We start from the raw sequence: 24,520 nt of genomic DNA on the forward strand, positions 1-24,520 counted from the left end.
AAAAGCTGTATTAAAACAGCTTTTTTATTATCATTTCTTCAGTAATACCTTCTGCATCGGCCTTATAATTCTTAATTATACGGTGACGAAGTATTCCGGTAGCCACTGCCTGAACATCTTCAATATCCGGAGAGTACTTGCCATTTAGTGCTGCGTTGGTTTTTGCAGCCAATATTAAACTTTGTGACGCCCTTGGCCCTGCTCCCCAGTCAAGATATGTTTTTACATAATCTGTCGCCAGTTCGCTTCCCGGCCTTGTTTTACCAACAAGGGTTACCGCATATTCTATTACATTATCCGCAACAGGTATTCTGCGTATAAGGTGCTGGAAATCCTGAATTTCCTGCGCTGTAAACAAAGGCGTTATCGTAACATTGTTATCAGACGTCGTGCTTTTCACCACCTGAACCTCTTCGGCAAACGTAGGATAGTCCAGCTTTATGGCAAACATAAAACGGTCAAGCTGCGCTTCCGGAAGCGGATAGGTTCCCTCCTGCTCTATCGGGTTTTGCGTTGCCAGTACAAAATAAGGTAACGACAGTTTATGGTGATGCCCCGCAATTGTAACCGCCTTTTCCTGCATTGCCTCAAGTAAAGCTGCCTGTGTTTTAGGTGGTGTACGGTTTATTTCATCAGCAAGGATAATATTAGAGAATATTGGCCCTTTTATAAATTTAAACTGCCTGTTTTCATCGAGTATCTCACTTCCCAAAATATCGCTTGGCATTAAATCGGGGGTAAACTGTATACGCTTAAAGTCAAGCCCAAGTGCTTGAGATATAGTATTCACCATAAGGGTTTTTGCCAGTCCCGGGACACCTACTAAAAGTGCGTGACCTCCTGCAAAAACACTAAGCACAATCTGGCTTATAACTTCGTCCTGACCAACAATAATTTTTGCTATTTCCTGCTTTAGCTGCTTTTGTTTCTCTACCAGGTTTTGTATGGCTGCTACGTCTGACATATATTTTATTTCTGATTGATTTAAAAATTAAGCCACGCCTGATGGCGTGGCTTCAAACTTATAAATATTTTTAGTCTTTACCTAAAAGATTAAGCATATTAACCGGAATTATTTTTTCAGCCAGTTGTTTATAAACTTACAGTTTTTGTATTCTGCATTTATCTTAACATAGGTATCTTTAATTTTGGTATCACTCCATTTACCAATTGTTTTTCTTTGCTTTTCTTTAAGCGCAAGATCTTTAATTTTGGTATAATCGGTTGCATAATCCGCAGTATGATCATTGTAACGGTTTGTTACCATCATCAGCTTATATGTTTTCTCACCTCTTTCACCAATACTTCTTATCGGCTGAGACACTTCATTATCTTTAAGGTCTGCAACTTCATTGTAAATAGACGATGGCATTTTTGTCAGTTCAAACCTTGTTCCTAAAGTTTGTGGGTTTATTAATAAACCACCGCTGTTACGTGTTTCTTTTTCGTCCGATTCAGATTTAGCAGCATCTGCAAACGTAATTGCACCGCTTACAATCTTAGCCCTTATGGCCTCTGCTTTCTCTTTTGCTTTTGCCTCTGCTTCCGGGCTAACTTTTGGCGACATAAGTATATGCCTTACATCAAGCTCCTGACCCCTTATTTTTTCTACATATATAAGGTGAAAACCAAACTCTGTTTCTACAGGATCTGATATCTCTCCTTCTGCAAGGCTAAATGCTGCTTCCTTAAATTCTTTTACAAACTGCGACTTACGGTTCATTTTCATATAACCACCGCTGGCTCCCGATGCCCTGTCTTCTGAATATAATACCGCTTTACTGTAAAAGCTGGAACCATCTATTATCTCCTGCTTTATCTGCCTGAGCTTGTCTATAACCTTTTGCTTTTCAACCTGCGATATCTCGGGTTTTATTACAATTTGTGCAATTTCCATCTCTGCACCAAATACAGGCAGGTCTTCCTTCTTAAAACTCGCAAAGTATTGTCTTACCTCTTCTGGGGTTATCTGCACCTCGTCAATGATCTTTTTTTGCATCTGCTCCGTAAGCTTCTGGTTCTTGATCATCTCGAACAGTTCAGTCCTAAAGGTTTCCATGTTCTTCTTTTTGAAGTACTGAACCATTTTCTCTTCAGTACCAAGGTTTTCCACGAAATAGTCTATCTGCTTATTCATGGTCTCGTTCACCTCTGCATCGCTAACAATAATACTATCCTGTATAGCATGGTGTGCATACAGTTTATCTTCCATAAGCTTACCTAAAAGCTCACAGCGTGAAATTTCCTGGATTGGAATATTTTGCGCCTGAAACTCCCTGTACATAAGGTCGATATCAGAATCCAGCACTACGAAATCGCCAATAACAGCGATAACGCCATCTACTTTGCTTTTTCCTCCCTGCTTTACCGGGAACGAAGGCTTAACAGTATCTTTTTTTACTTCAGGAATTATTTCCTGACCTGCTGCCATATTTATACCTAATACAGCAAGCGCTAAAAAAAAGGTAATCCTGTTATTTATAAATTTCATAGTCATTGTTTTTAATCGCGTCATCCGTTATTTCTTTTTGAAACTTCTTTATTAACTCTAGTTTCCTATTATTTATTATCAATTGCTGCAAAGTTGGCTTAATATATTCAAAAGGCGAAACCTGATTCCTTTCCAGCACCTGCTTTACTTTTACCACATACACATCTGTAGAATCGGGATATTGGTACGACATGCTTCCCGCAATATACTTATCCCTGTTTTCGGGGGTAATAAATGGCAGTTTTGTGTACACCTGATTCATATCTACCCAAACCGAATCGTTAAAGGCGAAACTTTTAAACTGTATCGACATATCGCTTAACGCTTTAATATCTTTTTTATTACCGCTTAAAAATTTACTTTTTATACTGCTAAGTTTAGGGTGGTCTTTTACCAGGCGGATGTACTTTAAACGAACCAGCGTTCCCGATGTTTTAAAGTTCTCCCTATTCGCTTTATAATACGCATTTAGTTCTTCGCTGGTAACCACAGTATCCACACTGCGCTTTACAAGTTCTTCCAGGTAAGCACCTGTGTAAAGATCTATTTCATACTGGCGGATAAGCTTTGCATACTCTGCCTGCTTGTCTTTACTTAAGTTTACCTGCGCCGCACTGTACAATAATTTTTGCGATGCCCAACGGTCTATATAGCTTTTTACTATAGCAATACTGTCTTCTTTAGAAGTCCCGGCCGGCACAATACCTTTAAGCTCTGCAGCATCAAGATATTCTTCGTTTACCCTGGCCACGGCTTCGGGTTTATCCTCTTTCTTAAAGTAGCTGCATGAGCCTACCGTAAGAACAAGCAGTAACAGTATTACCCTCTTTATCATTATTGATTAAGCTGTTGTTTAACCTTTGCAAAAACGTCTTTATTAACCTCTACGTTAAACTCATTCTTAAGATCGCCCGCCCATGTACTTTCCAGCTGTTGCTGATAATCATTAATAACACGGCCTTTACTTTCTTCAAGCGTTTTAGCACCGGCAGGAATAACTTTTCTTACCTGTAGCACATAGTAGTAGTTGCCTTCTTTAATAACGTCAGACACTCCCGCTTTCCACTGGGTTTGTTTTGGCAATACATCGCTGTCTTTTTCAAAAGTGCCCCATTTCTCAAGAATTTCTACTTTCCCGTCTTTATTAAGTTCTCCTTTAATATAATCGGTGTCTTTTCCTTTTTTAAGGAACTTTCTTGCCTTTTTAATCACATCTTCTTTAGTAGATGAGTAAATATCTGCATCAAGCCTGTCTTTCCACTGGTATTTAGCAACGTTGGCTTTATAATATCCTTCAAGTGCTACAGTATCATTTTTAGCTTTTTCCCAGATTTCTTTTTCCATAAGGTCAAATAACAACAGACCGTCACGGTACTCTGTCATTACCATAGCAAATTCAGGAAACTCTTCTTCTAAATTATCGTTGTAATATGTGTTAAGTTTCTCATCGGTATAGGTATTAAATAATACCTCTACCTGTTTAGCCAATGGCTTGATTGTAAAACCTGCCTTTTGCTGAAGGTGCGCATACGTAAGAAATTCTTTTGCTGTAAACTTCTTATCGTTATTTATGGTAAGAATAACCTGATCGTAAGAATCTATATTAGCAGGAAGTTCCCATGTCTGATAGTATACTTTATCATTAAATGCTTTAACTATTCTTGCATAAACCTTAGCATCTTTCTTAACCGAATATTTCTTTTTTAGATTATCGGTAAGCGATTTTGCTATAAGCCTTGAACGCTCATCCTTTTTAATTCTGTTCTCAAAATCAGGCTTAACTTCATCAAACGACCTGATCTTATTTTTTTCAATAAGCTTTACAATATGCCATGCATACTGCGACTGGAAAGGTTCCGAAAAATCACCTGCATTTTTAAGTTCAAATGCCTGGTCTTCAAATTCGGTAGAGCTTAATTCGCCCGATGAAAAACGGTTTAGCTTTCCACCTGCCTGCGCAGAAGCCTTATCTTCAGAGAATTGTTTTGCCAAAGTTGCAAAATCTTCACCCTGCTTTAATTTTTTGTAAATATCCTGAATGGTAGATTTAGCTTTTGCAGCTTCTTCGGGATTATCTTTTTTAGGCTTCATGATCATAATGTGGGCAACAGTAACATCTCCCCTGTTATCCCTTATGTCGTTCACCTTAATAATGTGGTAGCCAAAACGTGTTCTTGTTATTTTAGAAATCTGACCTTTTGGTGTTTCAAAAGCAGCAGATTCAAACGGATATACCATCCTAAACACAGAAAAATACCCCAGGTTACCTTTGTTTTCTTTAGCAGAAGGGTCATTGGAGAATTCCTGAGCCAGTTTTCCAAAATCTTCTCCGGCAAGAGCCCTTTTTCTTAAATCGGCAATTTTATTGTAAGCCTTAAGCGTGTCTGCAGGAAGTGCATTCTCTTCAAGGTTTATAAGTATATGCGACGCGTTAATCTCTTTCTGAACCCTTGCATATGCCTCATCAACAAGCTCTTTAGTTACTTTACTATCGGTTAGATAGTTTTTTGCCAGTTGGGCACGGTACGACTTAAGTTCTGCAATATATTTTTTGTTGTTCTGAAGCCCCAGCTTATTTGCTTTGTTTACTTTTAATTTGTAACCAATAAACAGGTTAAGGTAGTTGTCCAGGTCTTTTTGCGAATCGTCTTTTACAAGGTCAAGGTTTTTTTTATAAACCCTTACAAATTCGTCTGTGTAGTATGGCTTTCCGTCAACCGTAAACAGTACTTCTTTTTTTACTTCCTGAGAAAAAGACAGCGCTGTTACAAACAGGCTAAGCCCTAAAAGAACTTTTTTGAATTTCATTATAAAACGTAATTTATATGCTTTAATCGGTTAAGTAAACGCATAGAAACATGAAAAAGTATGTCTCGTTATTTTTTGCGACCAACAAAAGTAACAATTCGCAAAGATTATACAAGGATATATTTAATTTATGTTAATCTTGAGAGGAGTGGCAAAGTGGCAAAGTTAAGAACCTCACCCCAACCCTCTCTGAAGGAGAGGGAGTCGTAACGTGAAAATTGATTTCACTATGTTGTATTATATTACTCTTCCTCTTATTCGGAAAGGGGTCATGTCCCAGGATTCTAAATTTAGATGTTTCATAAAAAAATGGGGAAGCGTTCCCCTTCAGAACGCTTCCCCGGTAAAAAAAACTGGTAATCAAAAAAGCCTTTATTTTTTTACGATAATAAAGTCAGAACGCCTGTTCTGGAAATGCTCTTCGTCAGTACACTGCACACCGTTTTTACACTTGTTGCGCAATCTTGTTTCACCATATCCTTTCACACTCTCTATACGTGTAGGTGCTATTCCGCGCGCAACAATATAGTCGTACGTAGATTTCGCCCTTTCGTTAGATAATTTAAGGTTATATTCGTCTTTACCGCGTGAGTCGGTATGCGATTCGATCTTTATAACAATAGCAGGGAAGTTTTTCATTACATAAACTACCTTATCCAACTCTACAGCTGCCTGGTCTGTAATATCAGACTTATTGAAATCAAAAAATATAGGCTGGATGTCTACTTTCTCCACGTTATCTTCTTTCTTAATAAGATCTTCGTAGTTAGAAAGTTCAAAGTCAATATTCTTAGTTTCAATATTTGGCTTCCTGTTCGTTTCAAGTTCTTTATCGGCCTTGGTATGTTCAGGCTTAGAAGCCTCAACTTTTATCTTGCTGCCACAGGGCACTTCTACCTTATAGGTACCATCTTCTTTGGTTTTTGTAGATGCAATTACATCGCCATACTGGTCGTACACCTTAACATCTGCCAGGTTAATGGCAATCTTGTATTTAAGGTTGGTAATTTTACCCGATACCCACTGGCTGCATGCAGGCTCCTGCCTTGTAAAATAGTAAATATCATCATCGCCTTTTCCACCCGGCCTGCACGATGAAAAGTAACCGTACGTATTGTCTTTATTTACAATAAACGAAAAGTCGTCGCGGCTGCTGTTTACCGGTTTACCCAGGTTTTTAGGTTCAGAGAAATCAAAATCCTTTACCCTTCTTGTTTCAAAAACATCAAGACCTCCAAGGCCGTAATGCCCGTCTGACGAGAAATACAGTATAGAATCATTTACAAAAGGGAACATCTCCCTACCCGATGTATTAATTTTAGAACCCAGGTTTTGCGGAGTTCCTACTTTGCCATCGCTAAAAACTTCGGCAACATAAAGGTCGGTTTCGCCAAAGCCTCCCGGCATATCAGATGCAAAGTACAGCCACTTTCCGTCGGTAGATAATGCAGGGTTACCCACAGAATAATCTTTACTGTTAAACGGGAGCTTCTCTTCGCTGGTTAGCTTGTTTCCATCCAGTGTACCTTTAATAATTTCAATATTATTGGTACCTGCCTTACTGTTTTTAAGCCTGTCGCTATCAGTCACTACATTAGAGCTGTAGTATACTGTTTTTAGATCGGGCGAAAAAGTAAGTGTAGCATTATGGTAACTGGACTGATGACCCGGTATAAATTTTACATCGTTAAAAAGCGATCCGTCTGCGGCATTCCTGTCGGCTACAAAAAGGTCAAGAAAAGGCTGGTCATTCCATAAATAGGTCTTACCGCCCACCTTGGTAGTATCTTTACTTGACGAGTACACTATCTTTTCTCCAAAAAATGCCGTACCAAAGTCAGACTTGTCGGTGTTAACCGCCAAGTTGGTAACTGTATAATTTTCGGGAGCCTGTACAAGGCTGTCAAGGTACTTTTTCTGAAGGATTAGCCTATCAATAGCCGCCTGGTCACCTTTGGCTTCCAAACGTTTTTTAAGCAGCTCGTCAGCCTTAGTATAGTTGCCTTCTGCACGCAACGACTGTATGTACCTGTTAAAGTACTGGTCGTCCATTCCGCTGGCGGTAACCTCATCAAGCTTACTATACCATCGCAATGCACTGCCCGTATTACCAGTGTAATAATAGGCATCGCCCGCATGTTTAAATGTTTCAATACCCGGATCTTTAGCATCCTTCAGGTATTTCTCATACTCTTTTGCTGCATCTACATAGGCAAATTCAGCAAACAGCCTGTCGGCTTTTTTCAGCCTCGCTTGTCCAAAACCGGCTGTAACACATAGTAGCAGGCTGAATAAATATATCTTTCTCTTCATGATGTTCGTTTTTAGAAAAACCTTGGCGATTTGATTCGGGTTGATTTAGGCATTAACTGGAATCGCAATACAATTTCGTGCGATCCGTCGTTATACTTATTAAGCTCCGTTACAGAATAGTCGTAAGAATACCCCACGAAGAAGTTCCTGCTTACCTGGAAACCCAATAGTCCGCTTACCGAATCATCAAAACGATAGGCTGCTCCCAAAGTTACCCTTTCTGAAATTAGAAAGTTAGCCGAAATATCTGCCGTAATTGGTGCTCCCGAAACTATTTTAGCCATAAAAGCCGGTTTAAACTTAAGATTCTCCGAAAGGTCAAAAACATAACCTCCTATAACATAGTAATGCAACCTGTCTGAAACCGCTGCTTCCTGAATATCATCATAATAATCAGACCTGATAAAGTTAGGTACCGATACCCCTGCATACCATCTGTCTGTGTAATAATATATACCTGCGCCTATAGATGCCATAACCTGGTTGTTTACATTGGTATTAAACAATGGGTCGTTACCCTGGTAGTAGGTTCCTTTAGACCAGTCTATATTAAGTACCCTTGCCCCGGCTTTAAGGCCGAAAGCAATTTTAGAATTAAAGCTTACCGGGATGGTGTACGAGAAGTTACCGTTTACGTGTACTTCTTCAGCCGGGCCTATCCTGTCATTTACTGCGCTTAGCCCCAACCCTATCTGCTCGTTAACCGGTGCGTGCACCGTTAATGCCTGTGTAGTTGGTGCGCCATCTATGCCCACCCACTGGGAGCGGTGCTGCAATGTTGCCTCGAGGTAACCGGGAGATCCGGTGTAGCCGGGGTTCACAGTAAGTGTATTGTACATGTACTGTGTATATTGCGGATCCTGCTGTGCCTTAGCGCTTATAGCTGTAAGGATGACACATATCAGGAAATATCTATTTATAATTTTTGAAGTGATTTTCATACTAAAAATTTTTATGTTGAGAAATTTTAAAGCGGCAGGCATACTGCCGCTTTATTATATTCCCGTTTATCTCATAATATATAACCATCCTGTTTTTGCTTCGCCATCAATTTCAAGCACATAGAAGTAAGTTCCTGCAGGCAGCTGCTCGCTTCTTCTTACTACTCCGTCTACATTAGCGGTTCCGTCAAAATCATTCATATAGCCTGATTTCCTGTACACCGGCGATCCGTATCTGTTAAATACTTCCAGCTTATTATTAGGGTACGATTCTATACAGTCTACTCTAAAGGTGTCGTTTATACCATCTCCGTTAGGCGAGAACTCGTTGAATACTGTTAAACACGAAGGTATAACTGCTACTCTTGCCGTGTTGTTGCTTAAGTTAGAATCCTGTGGCGATGAGTTTAAGATGGTAACCACATTTTCGTAGTCTCCGCCAAATAACACTTTCGTCTCAATATCTAAAGTAGCATCTATTCCTGCAGGAAGTTCCGGTATACTCCAAACACCCGTTACAACGTCATAAGAACCGTGGCTCACAATAGCATTTACAAACTCATAACCGCTAGGAAGTGGCTCACTTACAATCACATCGGTAAAGGCACTTTGTCCGTCATTACTTACTGTGATGGTAAAAATAACATTTTCGTTAATATTTGGTGCAACTATGTTAACAGTTTTTGTAATGCTTAGATCTGAACAGCTAGTAACCTCAATATCAAGGTCTGCCGAAGCAACTCCCGAACATCCGTTAGCATCTGTATAAGAAACACTTACAAAGGCCTGTCCAACTTCTGTCCACCTTACGGTTACAGTATTGTCTGCAGTTGTTCCACCGGCTATAATATCGCCGCCAACAACATCCCATACATATGCCGTGTTACCAGCCTGAGTTGTATAGGTAACTTCTTCGCCAAAGCATGCTGTTGGTCCGCCACCTGTTATGGTTGCAGTGCCGCCTTGGTTTATAATTACTGTTACAGCAAGCCTTGTTGCACTTGCACATCCGTTTACTGTTATAGATGCATAATACGTAGCATTGTTAGTAAGCGGAGCGTTAGCGTTTAGAGGAATACCACCTGTTGCGGTTGTGTACCAAACTACTCCCGGCTCATTTATCTGGATGTCTGCCAATGTAGGATTGTCTCCTGCACAGAACTCCTGAGTTGTATCTGCCGTAGTTGGCGTAACACCGTTATTTATAGTTACAGTTATTGCAAGGCGTACTGCGCTTTGGCATCCTGTTGCAGGATCTGTGTACGATGCATAGTATACTGTAGCATTAGTAAGTGGTGTTGTACCAGCCAACGCTGTACCTCCTGTTGCATCGGTATAGAACACAACTCCGGTTTGGTTTACCTGAAGGCTTGCCACTGTTGGACTATCTGCCCCACAGAATTCCTGAGTTGTATCGTTCGTTGTTGGTGTAGTACCATTGCTTATAGTTATTGTTACCGCAAGGCGAACAATGCTTTCGCAGCCTGCCGGCGATACAATAGAACCATAATAGGTTGCACCCGATACCAATGGAGTTGTTGCCGCAATTGGCGTTCCTCCCGCAGAAGTTGCATACCAAACAACGCCCGGCTCATTTACCTGAATGTTAGCAACCGTAGGGTTGTCTATAGTACAGAATGTCTGAGTCGTATCGTTTGTAGTTGGCGTAGCTCCGTTCTGGATAATTACCGTTATTGCCAGTCTCACTGAACTTACACATCCGCCTGCGTTTGTACTTGCTGCGTAGTATATAATTTCGTTAGAAAGAGGTGTTGCAGGATCTACAACTGTACCTCCTACCGGAGCTGTGTACCAAACTATTCCCTGTCCGTTAACCTGGATATCTGCAACAGTTGGATTATCTGATGCACAGAACGTTTGTATTGTGTTATTTGTAGTTGGCGCTGTGCCGTTATCTACAGTAACCTGTATTGCCAGCCTTACACTGCTTGCACAGCCTGTTGCAGGATCTGTGTATGATGCATAGTAAGTTGTACCATTTACAAGCGGTGTGTTAGCTGCCAGAGCCGTACCACCTGTAGCTGTTGTGTAGAATACCACACCAGGCTGGTCTACCTGAATGTTAGCCACTGTTGGCGATGTAACCACACAGAATGTTTGTGTAGTATCTGCCGTTGTTGGCGTAACACCCGGGCTAACCGTAACGGTTACCGCAAGCCTTACTGCACTTACACAGTTTCCTACTGTTATGCTTCCGTAGTAGGTTGTTCCGTTTACAAGCGGTGCAGTTGCAGGAACTATTGTTCCGCCCGTAGCCGCAGTATACCAAACCACACCCGGCTCATTTGCCTGTAGGTTAGCCACTGTTGGTGCATCTATAGTACAGAAAGCCTGAGTAGCATTGTTAGTAGTAGGCGTTGGAGCACTGTTTACCGTAATTGTCACTGCTAAGCGTACTGCACTTGTACAGCCTGTTGCTGCATCGGTTAACGAAGCGTAGTATGTTGCACCGCTTACAAGCACTGTAGTATTAGGTACTACTGTACCACCTGTAGCTGCTGTGTACCAAACCACACCTGTTTCGTTTACCTGTATGTTAGCTACTGTTGGATTTGTTACCGAACAGAAATCCTGAGTAGTATCTAAAGTAGTTGGCGTTGGCGCATTACCTACTGTTACCGTTACCGCAAGCCTTACAGCACTTGTACAGCCTGTTGTAGCGTTAGTTAACGATGCGTAGTAAGTAGTTCCTGAAACCAGTGCCGTAGTGTTAGCAACTACCGTACCTCCTGTTGCAGCTGTGTACCAAACCACACCTGCCTCATTTACCTGTATGTTTGCTACCGTAGGATTGCTTGTTAAACAGAAATCCTGAGTAGTATCTGTGGTAGTTGGCGTTGGTGCATCGGTTACTGTAACCGTTACTGCCAGTCTTACCGAACTTGTACAACCAGATGTCGCGTTAACAAGAGCTCCGTAATAAGTGGTTCCGTTTACCAGTGCCGTTGTAGCAGGTAAAGCAGTTCCGCCTGTAGCAGTTGTAAACCATAGTACACCTGTCTGGTTCACCTGTATGCTTGCAACCGTTGGGCTGTTAGCTACACAGAAGTCCTGAGTACTATCGTTGGTTGTAGGAGTTGGCGCATCAGAAACTGTTACAGTCACTGCTAGCCTTACTGCGCTGATACAACCTGTACCTGCATCGGCTAACGATCCGTAATAGGTAGTTCCTGAAACCAGTGCTGTAGTATTCGAAACAATTGTTCCGCCTACTGCTGCGGTATACCACACCACACCCGTTTCGTTCACTTGTATATTAGCGACTGTAGGACTGTTAGCCACACAGAAGTCTTGAGTAGTGTCAGTCGTTGTAGGTGTTGGTGCATTACCAACAGTTACTGTTACCGCAAGGCGAACTGCACTGATACATCCTGTACCTGCATCGGTTAACGAACCGTAATAGGTTGTTCCGTTTACAAGTGCTGCTGTATTAGCAACTACTGTTCCGCCTGTTGCTGCTGTATACCAAACCACTCCTGCCTCGTTTACCTGTATGTTGCCTACTGTAGGGTTTGTTACCGAACAGAAGTCCTGAGTAGTATCTAAAGTTGTAGGTGTTGGCGCATTGCCCACTGTTACTGTAACAGCTAAGCGTACTGCGCTTCCACATCCTGTAGCAGGATCAACCAATGAACCGTAATATGTTGTACCAGATACAAGCGGCGTAGTATTAGCTACAAGTGTTCCGCCTGTTGCAGCAGTATACCATACCACTCCGGTTTGGTTTACCTGAATGCTGCCTACTGTTGGCGCATTTACAAAACAGAAATCCTGAGTTGTATCTGCAGTAGTTGGCGTTGGCGCATTGCCTACCGTTACTGCTACCGCAAGTCGCACTGCGCTTATACAGCCTGTACCTGCATCTGTTAATGATGCATAATACGTACCGCTTACAAGGGCTGTAGTGTTAGGCACTATCGTTCCGCCTGTAGCTGCTGTGTACCAAACCACTCCAGCCTCGTTCACCTGGATATTTGCAACGGTTGGACTTTCTGACTGACAGAAGTTTTGTGAAGCATTGTTTGTAGTTGGCGTTGGTGCGTTGCCCACGGTCACTGTAACCGCTAAACGTACTGCACTTGTACAACCTGTTGCTGCATCTGTTAATGAAGCGTAATATGTTGTACCGCTTACAAGAGCTGTAGTATTGGCTACTACTGTGCCACCTGTTGCAGCTGTGTACCAAACTACTCCGGTTTCATTTACCTGAATGTTAGCTACTGTTGGATTGTTAATAAGACAGAAGTCCTGTGTAGCATCAAGCGTTGTAGGTGTTGGAGCATCGCCAACGGTTACTGTAACCGCTAAGCGTACCGAACTTGTACAGCCTGTTGCAACATCTGTTAATGATGCGTAATATGTTGTTCCGCTTACAAGCGCTGTTGTATTCGGTACTATTGTACCACCTGTTGCGGCGGTGTACCAAACTACCCCAGCCTCGTTTACCTGTATGTTAGCTACTGTCGGGTTGTTTACCAAACAGAAATCCTGAGTAGTGTCGTTCGTAGTAGGTGTTGGTGCGTTACCTACGGTTACTGTTACAGCAAGCCTTACTGAACTGATACAACCTGTACCTGCATCGGTTAGCGATGCATAATACGTTGTTCCGCTTACAAGGGCTGTAGTGTTAGGCACTATAGTTCCGCCCATAGCTGCTGTGTACCAAACCACACCTGCCTCGTTCACCTGGATATTTGCAACGGTTGGACTTTCTGACTGACAGAAGTCTTGTGAAGCATTGTTTGTAGTTGGCGTTGGTGCGTTGCCCACGGTCACTGTAACCGCTAAACGTACTGCACTTGTACAGCCTGTCGCCGCATCTGTTAATGATGCATAATAGGTAGTCCCGTTTACAAGGGCTGTAGTATTGGCTACTATAGTTCCGCCTGTTGCAGCAGTGTACCAAACAACACCAGCTTCGTTTACCTGAATGTTAGCTACTGTCGGGTTATTTACCAGACAGAAGTCCTGAGTAGTATCAAGCGTTGTAGGTGTCGGAGCATCGCCTACGGTTACGGTTACCGCTAAGCGTACTGCACTGATACAACCTGTTGGTCCATCTGCTAATGAAGCGTAATATGTTGTTCCGCTTACAAGCGCTGTTGTATTTGGCACTATTATACCGCCCATTGCAGCTGTATACCAAACTACGCCTGTTTCATTTACCTGTATGTTAGCTACCGTAGGATTGTTTGTTAAACAGAAATCCTGAGTGGTATCATTTGTACTCGGTGTTGGCGCGTTGCCCACAGTTACTGTTACAGCCAGACGAACTGAACTAATACAACCTGTACCTGCATCTGTTAATGATGCATAATACGTACCGCTTACGAGCGCTGTAGTATTAGATACTACTGTACTGCCTGTTGCAGCTGTGTACCAAACTACACCTGCCTCGTTCACCTGGATATTTGCAACTGTTGGGTTGTTTACCAAACAGAAATCCTGAGTAGTATCAAGCGTCGTAGGCGTTGGTGCATCGCCTACAGTTACTGTAACTGCTAAGCGTACTGCACTCGTACAACCTGTTGTTGCATCTGTTAGCGAAGCATAGTAGGTTGTTCCACTCACAAGGGCTGTAGTAGTAGCGACTATAGTTCCACCCGTTGCTGCTGTATACCAAACCACTCCGGTTTCATTTACCTGGATACTTGCAACTGTTGGGTTGTTTACCAGACAGAAGTCCTGAGTAGTGTCGTTTGTAGTTGGTGTCGGTGCATCACCCACGGTTACTGTAACCGCTAGGCGTACTGCACTTGTACAGCCTGTTATTCCGTCGGTTAACGATGCATAGTATGTAGTACCGGATGCCAGTGGCGTAGTGTCAGGCACTACTGTACCACCTGTTGCAGCCGTGTACCAAACAACACCTGTTTCGTTTACCTGTATGTTAGCTACCGTAGGATTATTTGCTAAACAGAAATCCTGAGTAGTGTCTCCTGTTGTTGGCGTTGGTGCATTACCCACGGTCACTGTTACCGCAAGACGTACTGAACTGATACAACCTGTACCTGCATCTGTTAATGATGCATAATACGTACCGCTTACAAGTGCTGTAGTATTTGGCACTATAGTTCCGCCCGTTGCTGCTGTGTACCAAACTACACCTGCCTCGTTCACCTGGATATTTGCAACTGTTGGGTTGTTTACCAGACAGAAGTCCTGAGTAGTATCAAGCGTTGTAGGTGTTGGCGCATCGCCTACAGTTACTGTAACTGCTAAGCGTACTGCACTCGTACAGCCTGTTGTTGCATCGGTTAGCGAAGCATAATAGGTTGTTCCACTCACAAGGGCTGTAGTGGTAGCGACTATAGTTCCGCCCGTTGCAGCTGTATACCAAACTACTCCGGTTTCATTCACCTGGATATTTGCAACTGTTGGATTATTTACCAGACAGAAGTCCTGAGTAGTATCGTTTGTAGTTGGTGTCGGTGCATCACCCACGGTTACCGTAACCGCAAGGCGTACTGCACTGATACAGCCTGTTGGCCCATCTGCTAATGAAGCGTAATATGTTGTTCCGCTTACAAGCGCTGTTGTATTCGGTACTATTGTACCACCTGTTGCGGCGGTGTACCAAACTACCCCAGCCTCGTTTACCTGTATGTTAGCTACTGTTGGATTATTTACCAGACAGAAGTCCTGAGTACTATCTAATGTAGTTGGTGTTGGCGCATTACCCACGGTCACTGTTACCGCAAGACGTACTGAACTGATACAACCTGTACCTGCATCTGTTAATGATGCATAATACGTACCGCTTACAAGTGCTGTAGTATTTGGCACTATAGTTCCGCCCGTAGCTGCTGTGTACCAAACCACACCTGCCTCATTTACCTGGATACTTGCTACTGTTGGGTTGTTTGCTAAACAGAAGTCCTGAGTAGTATCTAATGTAGTTGGCGTTGGTGCATCGGTTACTGTTACCGTTACTGCTAAACGTACAGAGCTTGTACAGCCTGATATTGCGTTAACAAGAGCTCCGTAATATGTTGCTCCGTCTACCAATGCTGTTGTAGCAGGTAAAGCAGCTCCGCCTGTAGCAGTTGTAAACCAAATTACACCTGACTGGTTAACCTGAAGGTTGGCTACTGTAGGATTGTTTATTACACAGAAATCCTGAGTAGTATCATTAGTTGTAGGCGTTGGCGCGTCAGAAACTGTTACAGTTACTGCTAGCCTTACTGCACTTATACAACCTGTACCTGCATCGGTTAACGATCCGTAGTAAGTAGTTCCTGAAACTAGTGCCGTAGTATTCGGAACAATTGTTCCGCCTACTGCTGCGGTATACCATACCACGCCTGTTTCATTTACCTGTATATTACCTACTGTCGGGTTGTTTGTTAAACAGAAGTCCTGAGTACTATCTAAAGTTGTAGGTGTTGGCGCATTACCAACTGTTACTGTTACCGCAAGGCGAACTGCACTAATACATCCTGTGCCTGCATCGGTTAACGAACCATAGTATGTCGTTCCGTTTACAAGTGCTGCTGTATTAGCAACTACTGTTCCGCCTGTGGCAGCAGTATACCATATAACCCCTGTTTCGTTTACCTGAATATTTCCTACCGTAGGGTTTGTTACCGTACAGAAATCCTGCGTAGTATCAAGTGTTGTAGGTGTTGGAGCATCTCCAACAGTTACAGTTACCGCAAGGCGAACTGCACTTATACAACCTGATGCTGCATCGGTTAACGATCCGTAATAGGTAGTTCCACTTACAAGCGGTGTAGTGTTAGCTACAATAGTTCCGCCTGTGGCAGCGGTATACCATACCACTCCTGTTTGGTTTACCTGAATATTACCAACTGTTGGCGCATTTACAAAACAGAAATCCTGAGTTGTATCTGCTGTAGTTGGCGTTGGCGCATTACCTACTGTCACTGTAACAGCTAAGCGTACTGCACTTATACAGCCTGATACTGCATCTGTTAATGATGCATAATACGTACCGCTTACAAGTGCGGTAGTGTCTGGCACTATAGTTCCGCCTGTAGCTGATGTGTACCAAACTACTCCCGGCTCATTTACCTGGATATCTGCAACGGTTGGACTTTCTGACTGACAGAAGTCTTGCGATGTAGTATTTGTAGTCGGTGTTGGGGCATTGCCTACAGTGACTGTTACTGCAAGGCGAACTGCGCTGATACAACCTGTACCTGCATCTGTTAATGAAGCGTAATATGTTGTTCCACTTACAAGGGCTGTAGTATTAGGAACTACAGTTCCGCCTGTTGCTGCTGTATACCAAACTACTCCGGTTTCATTTACCTGAATGTTAGCTACTGTTGGATTGTTAACAAGACAGAAGTCCTGAGTAGCATCAAGCGTTGTAGGTGTCGGAGCATCGCCAACGGTTACTGTAACCGCTAAGCGTACCGAGCTTGTACAGCCTGTTGCATCGTTAGTAAGTGCGCCGTAGTATGTTGTACCATCTACAAGAGCTGTAGTATTAGGTACTACTGTACCGCCAGTTGCAGTTGTATACCAAATAACTCCTGTTTCATTCACCTGGATGCTTGCAACTGTAGGGTTGTTTACCAGACAGAAGTCCTGAGTGGCATCGTTTGTAGTTGGTGTTGGGGCATCGGTAATTGTAATAGTTACCGCAAGCCTTACCGAACTGATACAACCTGTTACCGCATCGGTTAGCACTCCGTAATATGTAGTGCCTGATACTAAAGGCGTACCAGGAAGCAATACTGTACCACCTACAGGAGCACTGTACCATGTAACATCCGGCTCATTTACCTGAATGTCTGCAATAGTTGTAGAATCTGTAACACATAAGTTTTGTGTGTTGTCCAGTGTTGTTGGCGTTGGCACATCATCTACAGTTACTGTTACTGCAAGGCGTACTGCGCTTTCGCAACCGTCTACCACTAAAGCACCGTAGTATGTGTTTCCGTCAATTAGCGAATCTGTGTTAGGAACTACAGTACCACCCGTTGACGCTGTGTACCATATAACACCCGGCTCGTTTACCTGGATGCTGGCAACGGTAGGGTTATTGGCAAGACAGAAATCCTGGGTGGTGTCTGCAGTTGTAGGTGTTGGCGCATCGCCAACTGTTACTGTTACTGCCAGTCTTACTGAGCTCGAACAGCCGTTTGCAGCTGTTACCGAAGCGTAGTAAGTTCCGGAAACTAAAGCCGCAGTAGCAGGAACAATGTTTCCTCCTGTTGCTGCATCATAGAATACTACACCCGTTTCGTTTACCTGGATGCTGGCAACCGTTGGGTAATTAGCACTACAAAATGCCTGCGGATTAGTAATGGTTGTAGGCGTTGGCGCATCGTTAAGCTGCACTGCAATCGCCAGCCTTACCGGGCTTTCGCAATTGTCAGCGGTTCTAAACTGTGCTGCATAATATGTTGTGCCGTTAACCAAAAGTGTAGTTGCTGGCAATGCTGTACCGCCTGTAGCAGCTGCATACCATCTTATATCTGTTTCTACTACTTCAAGGTCTGCTATTGTAGGTGCATCTGCAACACAAAATACCTGTGTAGGCTCTAATGTTGTAGGCGTAGCTACAGGATTTATTAAACAATCGTCGCAAATTGTACCAACGTTGTTGTAGTTTCCTTCATAATAGTTATCAAGTACAAATACATCGGCAATATAGTTATTAAAGTCACCGTTAGCCATTCCGGGATCTGTAGACTGAGGATCGCTGTCGTTATTAAATAACCTTACACCTTCCACACAGCACTGCCCGCCCGGCAATGTGAATGTAAATAACAATAACTCCTGACCTGCCTGGAAGTTTACCATAGAACCGTTTGAGGTTACAGCATGGAAATCGTTAGCAGGTGCCGCTGCCGGAGCAAATACTCTCGAAGCATCTGTCCATACACCGCCATTAACCGTTATAATTGGTAGTGCAACATCTGCTATAGTTGACGGAAGCAATATGCCTGCCTGTGTACCACCCGCTATAAAGAAGTTTGAAGCACTAAAATTAGGTCGTGCATATACTGCATACGTACATGTAGCAGGGTCAAATTTAAGTGTGTACTCAATTTGTGGCGTTATAGTACAGTTAGGGTTACCCGGATTAGGGCTGCATGGGTTAAGCGGATTGCTGCCTGCTATTACCTCATCACCATCATTTATACCATCACCATCGGTATCGGCAACTGTAGGATTGGTTCCGATAGTTGCTTCTTCCGAATTAGAAAGTCCGTCGTTATCCTGGTCACACGTAGGTGATCCCTGATTTGGAGAACATGCATCTAACGGATCGCTCGCATTGGTAACCTCATCACCATCAAGTATACCATCACCATCGGTGTCGGCTACCAGTGGGTTAGTACCTAAGGCTGCTTCCTGAGCATTGGTAAGTCCGTCACCATCCTGGTCGCAAAATGCCAAGGTGCCGTTAGGGCTACATCCGTCAAGCGGATTACTACCGTTTGCCACTTCTGTTCCGTCGTCTATACCGTCGCCATCGGTGTCGGCTACTGTAGGGTTAGTACCTAATGTAGCTTCCTGGGCATTGGTAAGTCCGTCGCCATCCTGGTCACAGCCGGCAAAGTTTAAGTTAGGGCTACATGGGCTTAACGGATTACTGCCATTCGTAACCTCTACCCCGTCGTTTATTCCATCTCCATCAGTATCGGCAAGTGTTGGGTTAGTGCCCAGCGTCGCTTCCTGCTGATTCGTAAGGCCGTCACCATCCTGATCACAGGTTGGGAAGTTTGCATTTGGTGAACAAGGACTTAACGGATTACTACCCGCAGTAACCTCATCGCCATCGTTTACACCATCGCTGTCTGTATCGGCGTTCATTGGGTTTGTACCCAAGGCAATTTCCTGTTGATTAGTAAGTCCGTCACCATCCTGATCGCAAGTTGGGAAGTTACTGTTAGGGCTACATGCGCTTAGCGGATCTGAACCAGCTGCTACCTCTGCCCCATCAAGGAAACCATCTCCATCTGTATCCGGGTTTGCAGGGTCTGTACCCAGTGCAACCTCATCTGCAAAGCTAAGGCCGTCGCCATCCTGGTCGCATGCCGGCGAATTAGGATTTGGAGAACATGGATTTACAGGATCGCTACCTCCGGCTACCTCATCACCATCATTTATGCTATCGCCATCGGTATCGGCAACTGTAGGATTTGTTCCTGCTGCTGCTTCCTCGGCATTTGTAAGTCCGTCATTATCCTGATCACACAATGGTGAAAGCAGGTTTGGAGAACAAGGGTTTAGCGGATCTGAACCTGCTGTTACCTCTGCGCCATCCAAAATACCATCACCATCGGTATCTGCAATTGTAGGGTTTGTGCCTAATATCGCTTCGTCGGCATTGCTTAGTCCGTCGCCATCCTGATCACAGGTTGGGAAGTTAGCATCCGGCGAACATGGGCTTAGCGGGTTACTGCCTGCTGTTACCTCTGCACCGTCGTTTATTCCATCTCCGTCTGTATCGGCAACCGTAGGGTTAGTACCTAAGGCAATTTCCTGAGCGTTGGTTAACCCGTCACCGTCCTGGTCGCAGCTTGCAAAGTTTGCATTTGGTGAACATGCGCTTAGCGGATCGCTGCCTGCTGTTACCTCTGCGCCATCATTTATTCCGTCGCCATCTGTATCGGCAGCGTTAGGGTTTGTCCCTAAAGCAGCTTCATCGGCGTTACTTAATCCATCATTATCCTGATCACAGGTTGGGAAGTTAGCGTTTGGTGAACATGCGCTAAGCGGATTACTGCCCGCTGTTACTTCAGCGCCATCAGGAATTCCATCTCCGTCAGTATCAGCAACGGTAGGGTTTGTTCCTAAAATTGCTTCCTGTGCATTTGTAAGTCCGTCACCATCCTGGTCACATAAAGGAGAAAGAAGGTTTGGCGAACATGGGCTTAGCGGATCTGAGCCTGCTGTTACCTCTGCACCATCTAAAATACCATCTCCATCGGTATCTGCAACGGTAGGGTTTGTACCATTTACAGTTTCCTGATCGTTAGTAAGACCATCGTTATCCTGATCACACGCAGCCGAATTTGTATTTGGCGAACATGCGTTTAACGGATTGCTGCCCGATATTACCTCTGCACCGTCAGGAATAGTATCACCATCTGTATCGGCAACTAAAGGGTTCGTTCCCAGAGCTGCTTCCTGAGCGTTTGTAAGTCCGTCACCATCCTGATCACACAGCGGTGAAAGCGGATTTGGTGAACATGGGCTTAACGGATCTGAACCCGCCGCTACCTCTGCACCATCAAGAATACCATCACCATCAGTATCGGCTACTGTAGGGTTTGTCCCGTTTGCTGCCTCGTCCTGGTTAGTAAGCCCGTCATTATCCTGATCACATAAAGCTGAATTTGCATTTGGTGAACATGGATTTAAAGGGTTACTGCCACTTGCAAATTCTGCACCATCACTAATTGTGTCACCATCGGTGTCAGCAATTGTAGGATTGGTACCTAAAGCTGCTTCCTGAGCATTGGTAAGTCCGTCACCATCCTGATCACACAATGATGATAGCGGATTTGGAGAACATGGGCTTAGCGGATCTGAACCTGCCAGTACCTCTGCACCATCAAGAATACCATCACCATCGGTGTCGGCTACTGTAGGGTTTGTTCCATTCGCAACTTCATCCTGATTGGTAAGCCCGTCATTATCCTGGTCGCACAACGGCGAGTTAAGATTTGGCGAACAAGCATTTAGCGGATCCGAGCCTGATGTTACCTCTACACCATCCGGTATAGTATCGCCATCGGTATCGGCAATTATAGGATTTGTACCTGCTGAAGCTTCTTGTAAATTTGTAAGTCCGTCATTATCCTGATCACAAAGACCCGCTAACGGATTAGGGATACATGGATTCGTATCGTCCGGATCTGTTACTGCCGGCACACCATCGTGATCATCATCTGTAGGACAGCCTGCTGAAGGAACAGGGCTGCAAGGATCTAATGGGTTACTGCCTGCTGCTACTTCTGCACCATCATTTATAGTATCACCATCAGTATCGGCTACAAGCGGATTGGTTCCGATTCCTGCTTCCTGAGTATTTGTAAGTCCGTCACTATCCTGGTCGCATGGACCGGCTGACAGATTTGGAGAACATGGGTTTAACGGATCTGAGCCCGCTGTTACCTCTGCACCATCCAAAATGCCGTCACCATCGGTATCGGCAACAAGCGGATTAGTTCCGGCTGTTATTTCCTGTGCATTGGTTAACCCGTCTCCATCTGTATCACATAAAGGTGAAGCTGCACTTGGTGAACATGGGTTTAACGGATCACTTCCGTTTACTACCTCAGCACCGTCGTTTACACCATCACCATCGGTATCTGCAACTATAGGGTTTGTACCTATAGTAGCTTCCTGAGCATTTGTAAGTCCGTCTGCGTCCTGGTCACACAGTGGTGAAAGCGGATTCGGTGAACATGGGCTTAACGGATCTGAGCCCGCTGTTACCTCTGCACCATCTAAAATGCCATCACCATCGGTATCTGCAACTGTAGGGTTGGTACCTGCTGCAGTTTCCTGAGCATTGGTTAACCCATCACCGTCCTGGTCACATAGTGAAGAGCCTACACTTGGCGAACATGGGTTCAACGGATCTGAACCTGCTGTTACCTCTGCACCGTCACTTACACCATCACCATCAGTATCACCAACAGTAGGGTTTGTGCCTATTGTAGCTTCCTGAACGTTGGTAAGTCCGTCTCCATCCTGGTCACATAATGGAGAATTAACATCCGGTGAACATGCGCTTAGCGGATCAGATCCTGCTGTTACTTCATCACCATCGTTTATACCATCGCCATCGGTATCGGCTATTGCAGGATTTGTACCTGCTGTAATTTCTTCATTATAATTAAGTCCGTCACCGTCCTGGTCACATGAAGCCGAATTGATATTAGGCGAACATGGATTTAATGGATCTGAACCTCCTGCTACTTCCGCACCATCGTTTACACCATCGCCATCCGTGTCACCAACCGTAGGGTTAGTTCCTACAGATGCTTCCTGGGTATTAGTAAGCCCGTCACCATCCTGGTCACATGGGCCTGCCGCCGGGCTTGGCGAACATGGGTTTAACGGATCGCTTCCGGCAGTAACCTCAGCACCATCAAGAATACCGTCACCATCGGTGTCGGCAACCAGCGGATTTGTTCCGGCTGTAATTTCCTGATCGTTTGTAAGGCCATCACCATCCTGGTCGCACGCAGATGAGGCAGCGTTTGGCGAACATGCATTTAATGGATTAGAACCTGCTGTTACCTCAGCACCATCAGCAATACCATCACCGTCAGTGTCAGCAACTGTAGGGTTAGTGCCTATAGCCGCTTCCTGAGTATTGGTAAGTCCATCTGCATCCTGATCACAAGGACCGGCTGCCGGGTTTGGTGAACATGGGTTTATAGGATCTGATCCTGCGGTTACCTCAGCACCATCTAAAATGCCATCACCATCGGTATCGGCAACTGTAGGATTGGTTCCTGCTGCGGCTTCCTGAGCATTGGTAAGTCCGTCTCCATCCTGGTCACACGTTGGTGAAGTAGCGCTTGGCGAACATGCATTTAACGGATCACTTCCGTTAGCTACTTCTGTTCCGTCGTTTACGCCGTCACCATCTGTATCGGCAACTGTAGGATTTGTCCCTGCCGTTGCTTCCTCATCATTGGTAAGACCGTCATTATCCTGATCGCAAACAGGCGAATTTACATCGGGCGAACACGCATTTAGCGGATCACTTCCGTTAGTTACTTCAAGTCCGTCATTGATTCCATCACCGTCAGTATCGGCAACCGTAGGGTTTGTTCCTGCTGTTGCTTCCTGTGCATTGGTTAGTCCGTCGCCATCCTGGTCGCACAAAGGCGAATTAAGGTTTGGCGAACATGGGCTTAACGGATTACTTCCGCCTGTAACCTCTGCACCATCCAAAATGCCATCACCATCGGTATCTGCGATTGTAGGGTTTGTTCCCGCTGCAGCTTCCTGGGTATTTGTAAGTCCGTCATTATCCTGGTCACATGGGCCTGCTCCCGCATTCGGAGAACATGGGTTTAACGGATCGCTGCCATTGGCAAGTTCTGTTCCGTCATTAACGCCATCATCATCGGTATCGGCCACTGTAGGGTTGGTACCTGCTGCAATTTCCTGAGCATTGGTTAGTCCGTCACCATCCTGGTCACATATTGGTGTATTGGCATCAGGGCTACATGGGTTTAACGGATTGCTACCGTTAGTTACCTCTGTACCATCGTTTATGCCATCGCCATCAGTATCGGCAACTGTAGGGTTTGTGCCTAAAGCAGCTTCCTGGGCGTTTGTTAGTCCGTCGTTGTCCTGGTCGCAGGTTGCGAAGGATGCGTTGGGTACACAGGGATTGTTGTCATCCGGGTCTGTGGGTACACCAACACCATCGCCATCGTTATCTACAATAGGACAGCTGGTACCTATGTTGGCATAATTGGTCCCGTAATTATCCTGTAGGCTGTATACGTTACTAAGATAATTCTTAAAGTCGGCACCGTTCATACCTGCTGCGCCCGATTGAGGATCGGACGTGTTATTAAATATACGTGCGGAAGCCACACAGCCTTCGGCCAATGTAAAACGGAAAAGTACAACTTCTGTACCTGCCGTAAAATTAACCGTAGAACCATTTGTGGCTATACCGTGAAAATCGTGTGCTATATCTGCAGCAGGGGCATATATCTGTGAGTTGTCTGCCCACGGGCCGCCATTAACCGAGACCACCGCAATATTTGAATTGGCTACCGATGCCGGAAGTACAACTGTTACCTGGCTACCTCCCCCAAAAAAGAAATTGTTTTGGGTAAAAGTGGGCCTGGCATATACCTCGTACACGTTGGTGCCTTGTAAATATCTCAGGGTAAGGTCAATTTGCTGCGAAAAGAGGTACTGGGTGGGCATAAAGAGCCCAGCCAATACTAGTATTTTAAGTATAAAACTTTTCATACGC

The 24,520-nt window shown here is 44.4% G+C and carries 7 protein-coding genes; all 7 read right to left on the reverse strand.

Translation table 11 applies throughout. The features are described from left to right. Positions 1 to 10: 10 nt before the first annotated feature. Entirely contained in the window at positions 11 to 964 is a 954-nt protein-coding gene (locus ALW18_06115; protein ID AOE52132.1) for an AAA family ATPase, read from the reverse strand. Between the two features lie 108 nt (positions 965 to 1,072). Beyond that, positions 1,073 to 2,470 carry a peptidylprolyl isomerase gene (locus tag ALW18_06120; GenBank protein AOE54325.1) on the reverse strand — a complete coding sequence of 466 codons (1,398 nt, stop codon included), beginning with the start codon at positions 2,468 to 2,470 and terminating at the stop codon, positions 1,073 to 1,075. 4 nt (positions 2,471 to 2,474) lie between these two features. Continuing rightward, positions 2,475 to 3,302 (reverse strand): hypothetical protein, encoded by an 828-nt coding sequence (locus ALW18_06125; protein ID AOE54326.1) that lies wholly within the window; start codon positions 3,300 to 3,302, stop codon positions 2,475 to 2,477. Positions 3,303 to 3,325: 23 nt separating this feature from the next. After that, positions 3,326 to 5,299: a peptidylprolyl isomerase gene (locus ALW18_06130; GenBank protein AOE52133.1), complete on the reverse strand. Its 1,974-nt coding sequence runs from the start codon at positions 5,297 to 5,299 to the stop codon at positions 3,326 to 3,328. 372 nt (positions 5,300 to 5,671) lie between these two features. Continuing rightward, positions 5,672 to 7,612 carry a flagellar motor protein MotB gene (locus tag ALW18_06135; GenBank protein AOE52134.1) on the reverse strand — a complete coding sequence of 647 codons (1,941 nt, stop codon included), beginning with the start codon at positions 7,610 to 7,612 and terminating at the stop codon, positions 5,672 to 5,674. 11 nt (positions 7,613 to 7,623) lie between these two features. Next, positions 7,624 to 8,553 (reverse strand): hypothetical protein, encoded by a 930-nt coding sequence (locus tag ALW18_06140; protein ID AOE52135.1) that lies wholly within the window; start codon positions 8,551 to 8,553, stop codon positions 7,624 to 7,626. 66 nt (positions 8,554 to 8,619) lie between these two features. Next, the gene (locus ALW18_06145) at positions 8,620 to 24,516 is read right to left on the reverse strand and encodes a hypothetical protein (protein ID AOE52136.1); all 15,897 of its coding nucleotides are present in this window, start codon (positions 24,514 to 24,516) and stop codon (positions 8,620 to 8,622) included. Positions 24,517 to 24,520: the final 4 nt, after the last annotated feature.

The sequence above is a fragment of the Flavobacterium psychrophilum genome (assembly GCA_001708385.1).
GTDB lineage: Bacteria > Bacteroidota > Bacteroidia > Flavobacteriales > Flavobacteriaceae > Flavobacterium > Flavobacterium psychrophilum_A.

Excerpts from the sequence above, each read along its gene's own strand:
- ALW18_06115 (AOE52132.1), bottom strand. The coding sequence starts at position 964 with ATGTCAGACGTAGCAGCCATACAAAACCTGGTAGAGAAACAAAAGCAG.
- ALW18_06130 (AOE52133.1), bottom strand. The coding sequence starts at position 5,299 with ATGAAATTCAAAAAAGTTCTTTTAGGGCTTAGCCTGTTTGTAACAGCG.
- ALW18_06135 (AOE52134.1), bottom strand. The coding sequence starts at position 7,612 with ATGAAGAGAAAGATATATTTATTCAGCCTGCTACTATGTGTTACAGCC.
- ALW18_06140 (AOE52135.1), bottom strand. The coding sequence starts at position 8,553 with ATGAAAATCACTTCAAAAATTATAAATAGATATTTCCTGATATGTGTC.
- ALW18_06145 (AOE52136.1), bottom strand. The coding sequence starts at position 24,516 with ATGAAAAGTTTTATACTTAAAATACTAGTATTGGCTGGGCTCTTTATG.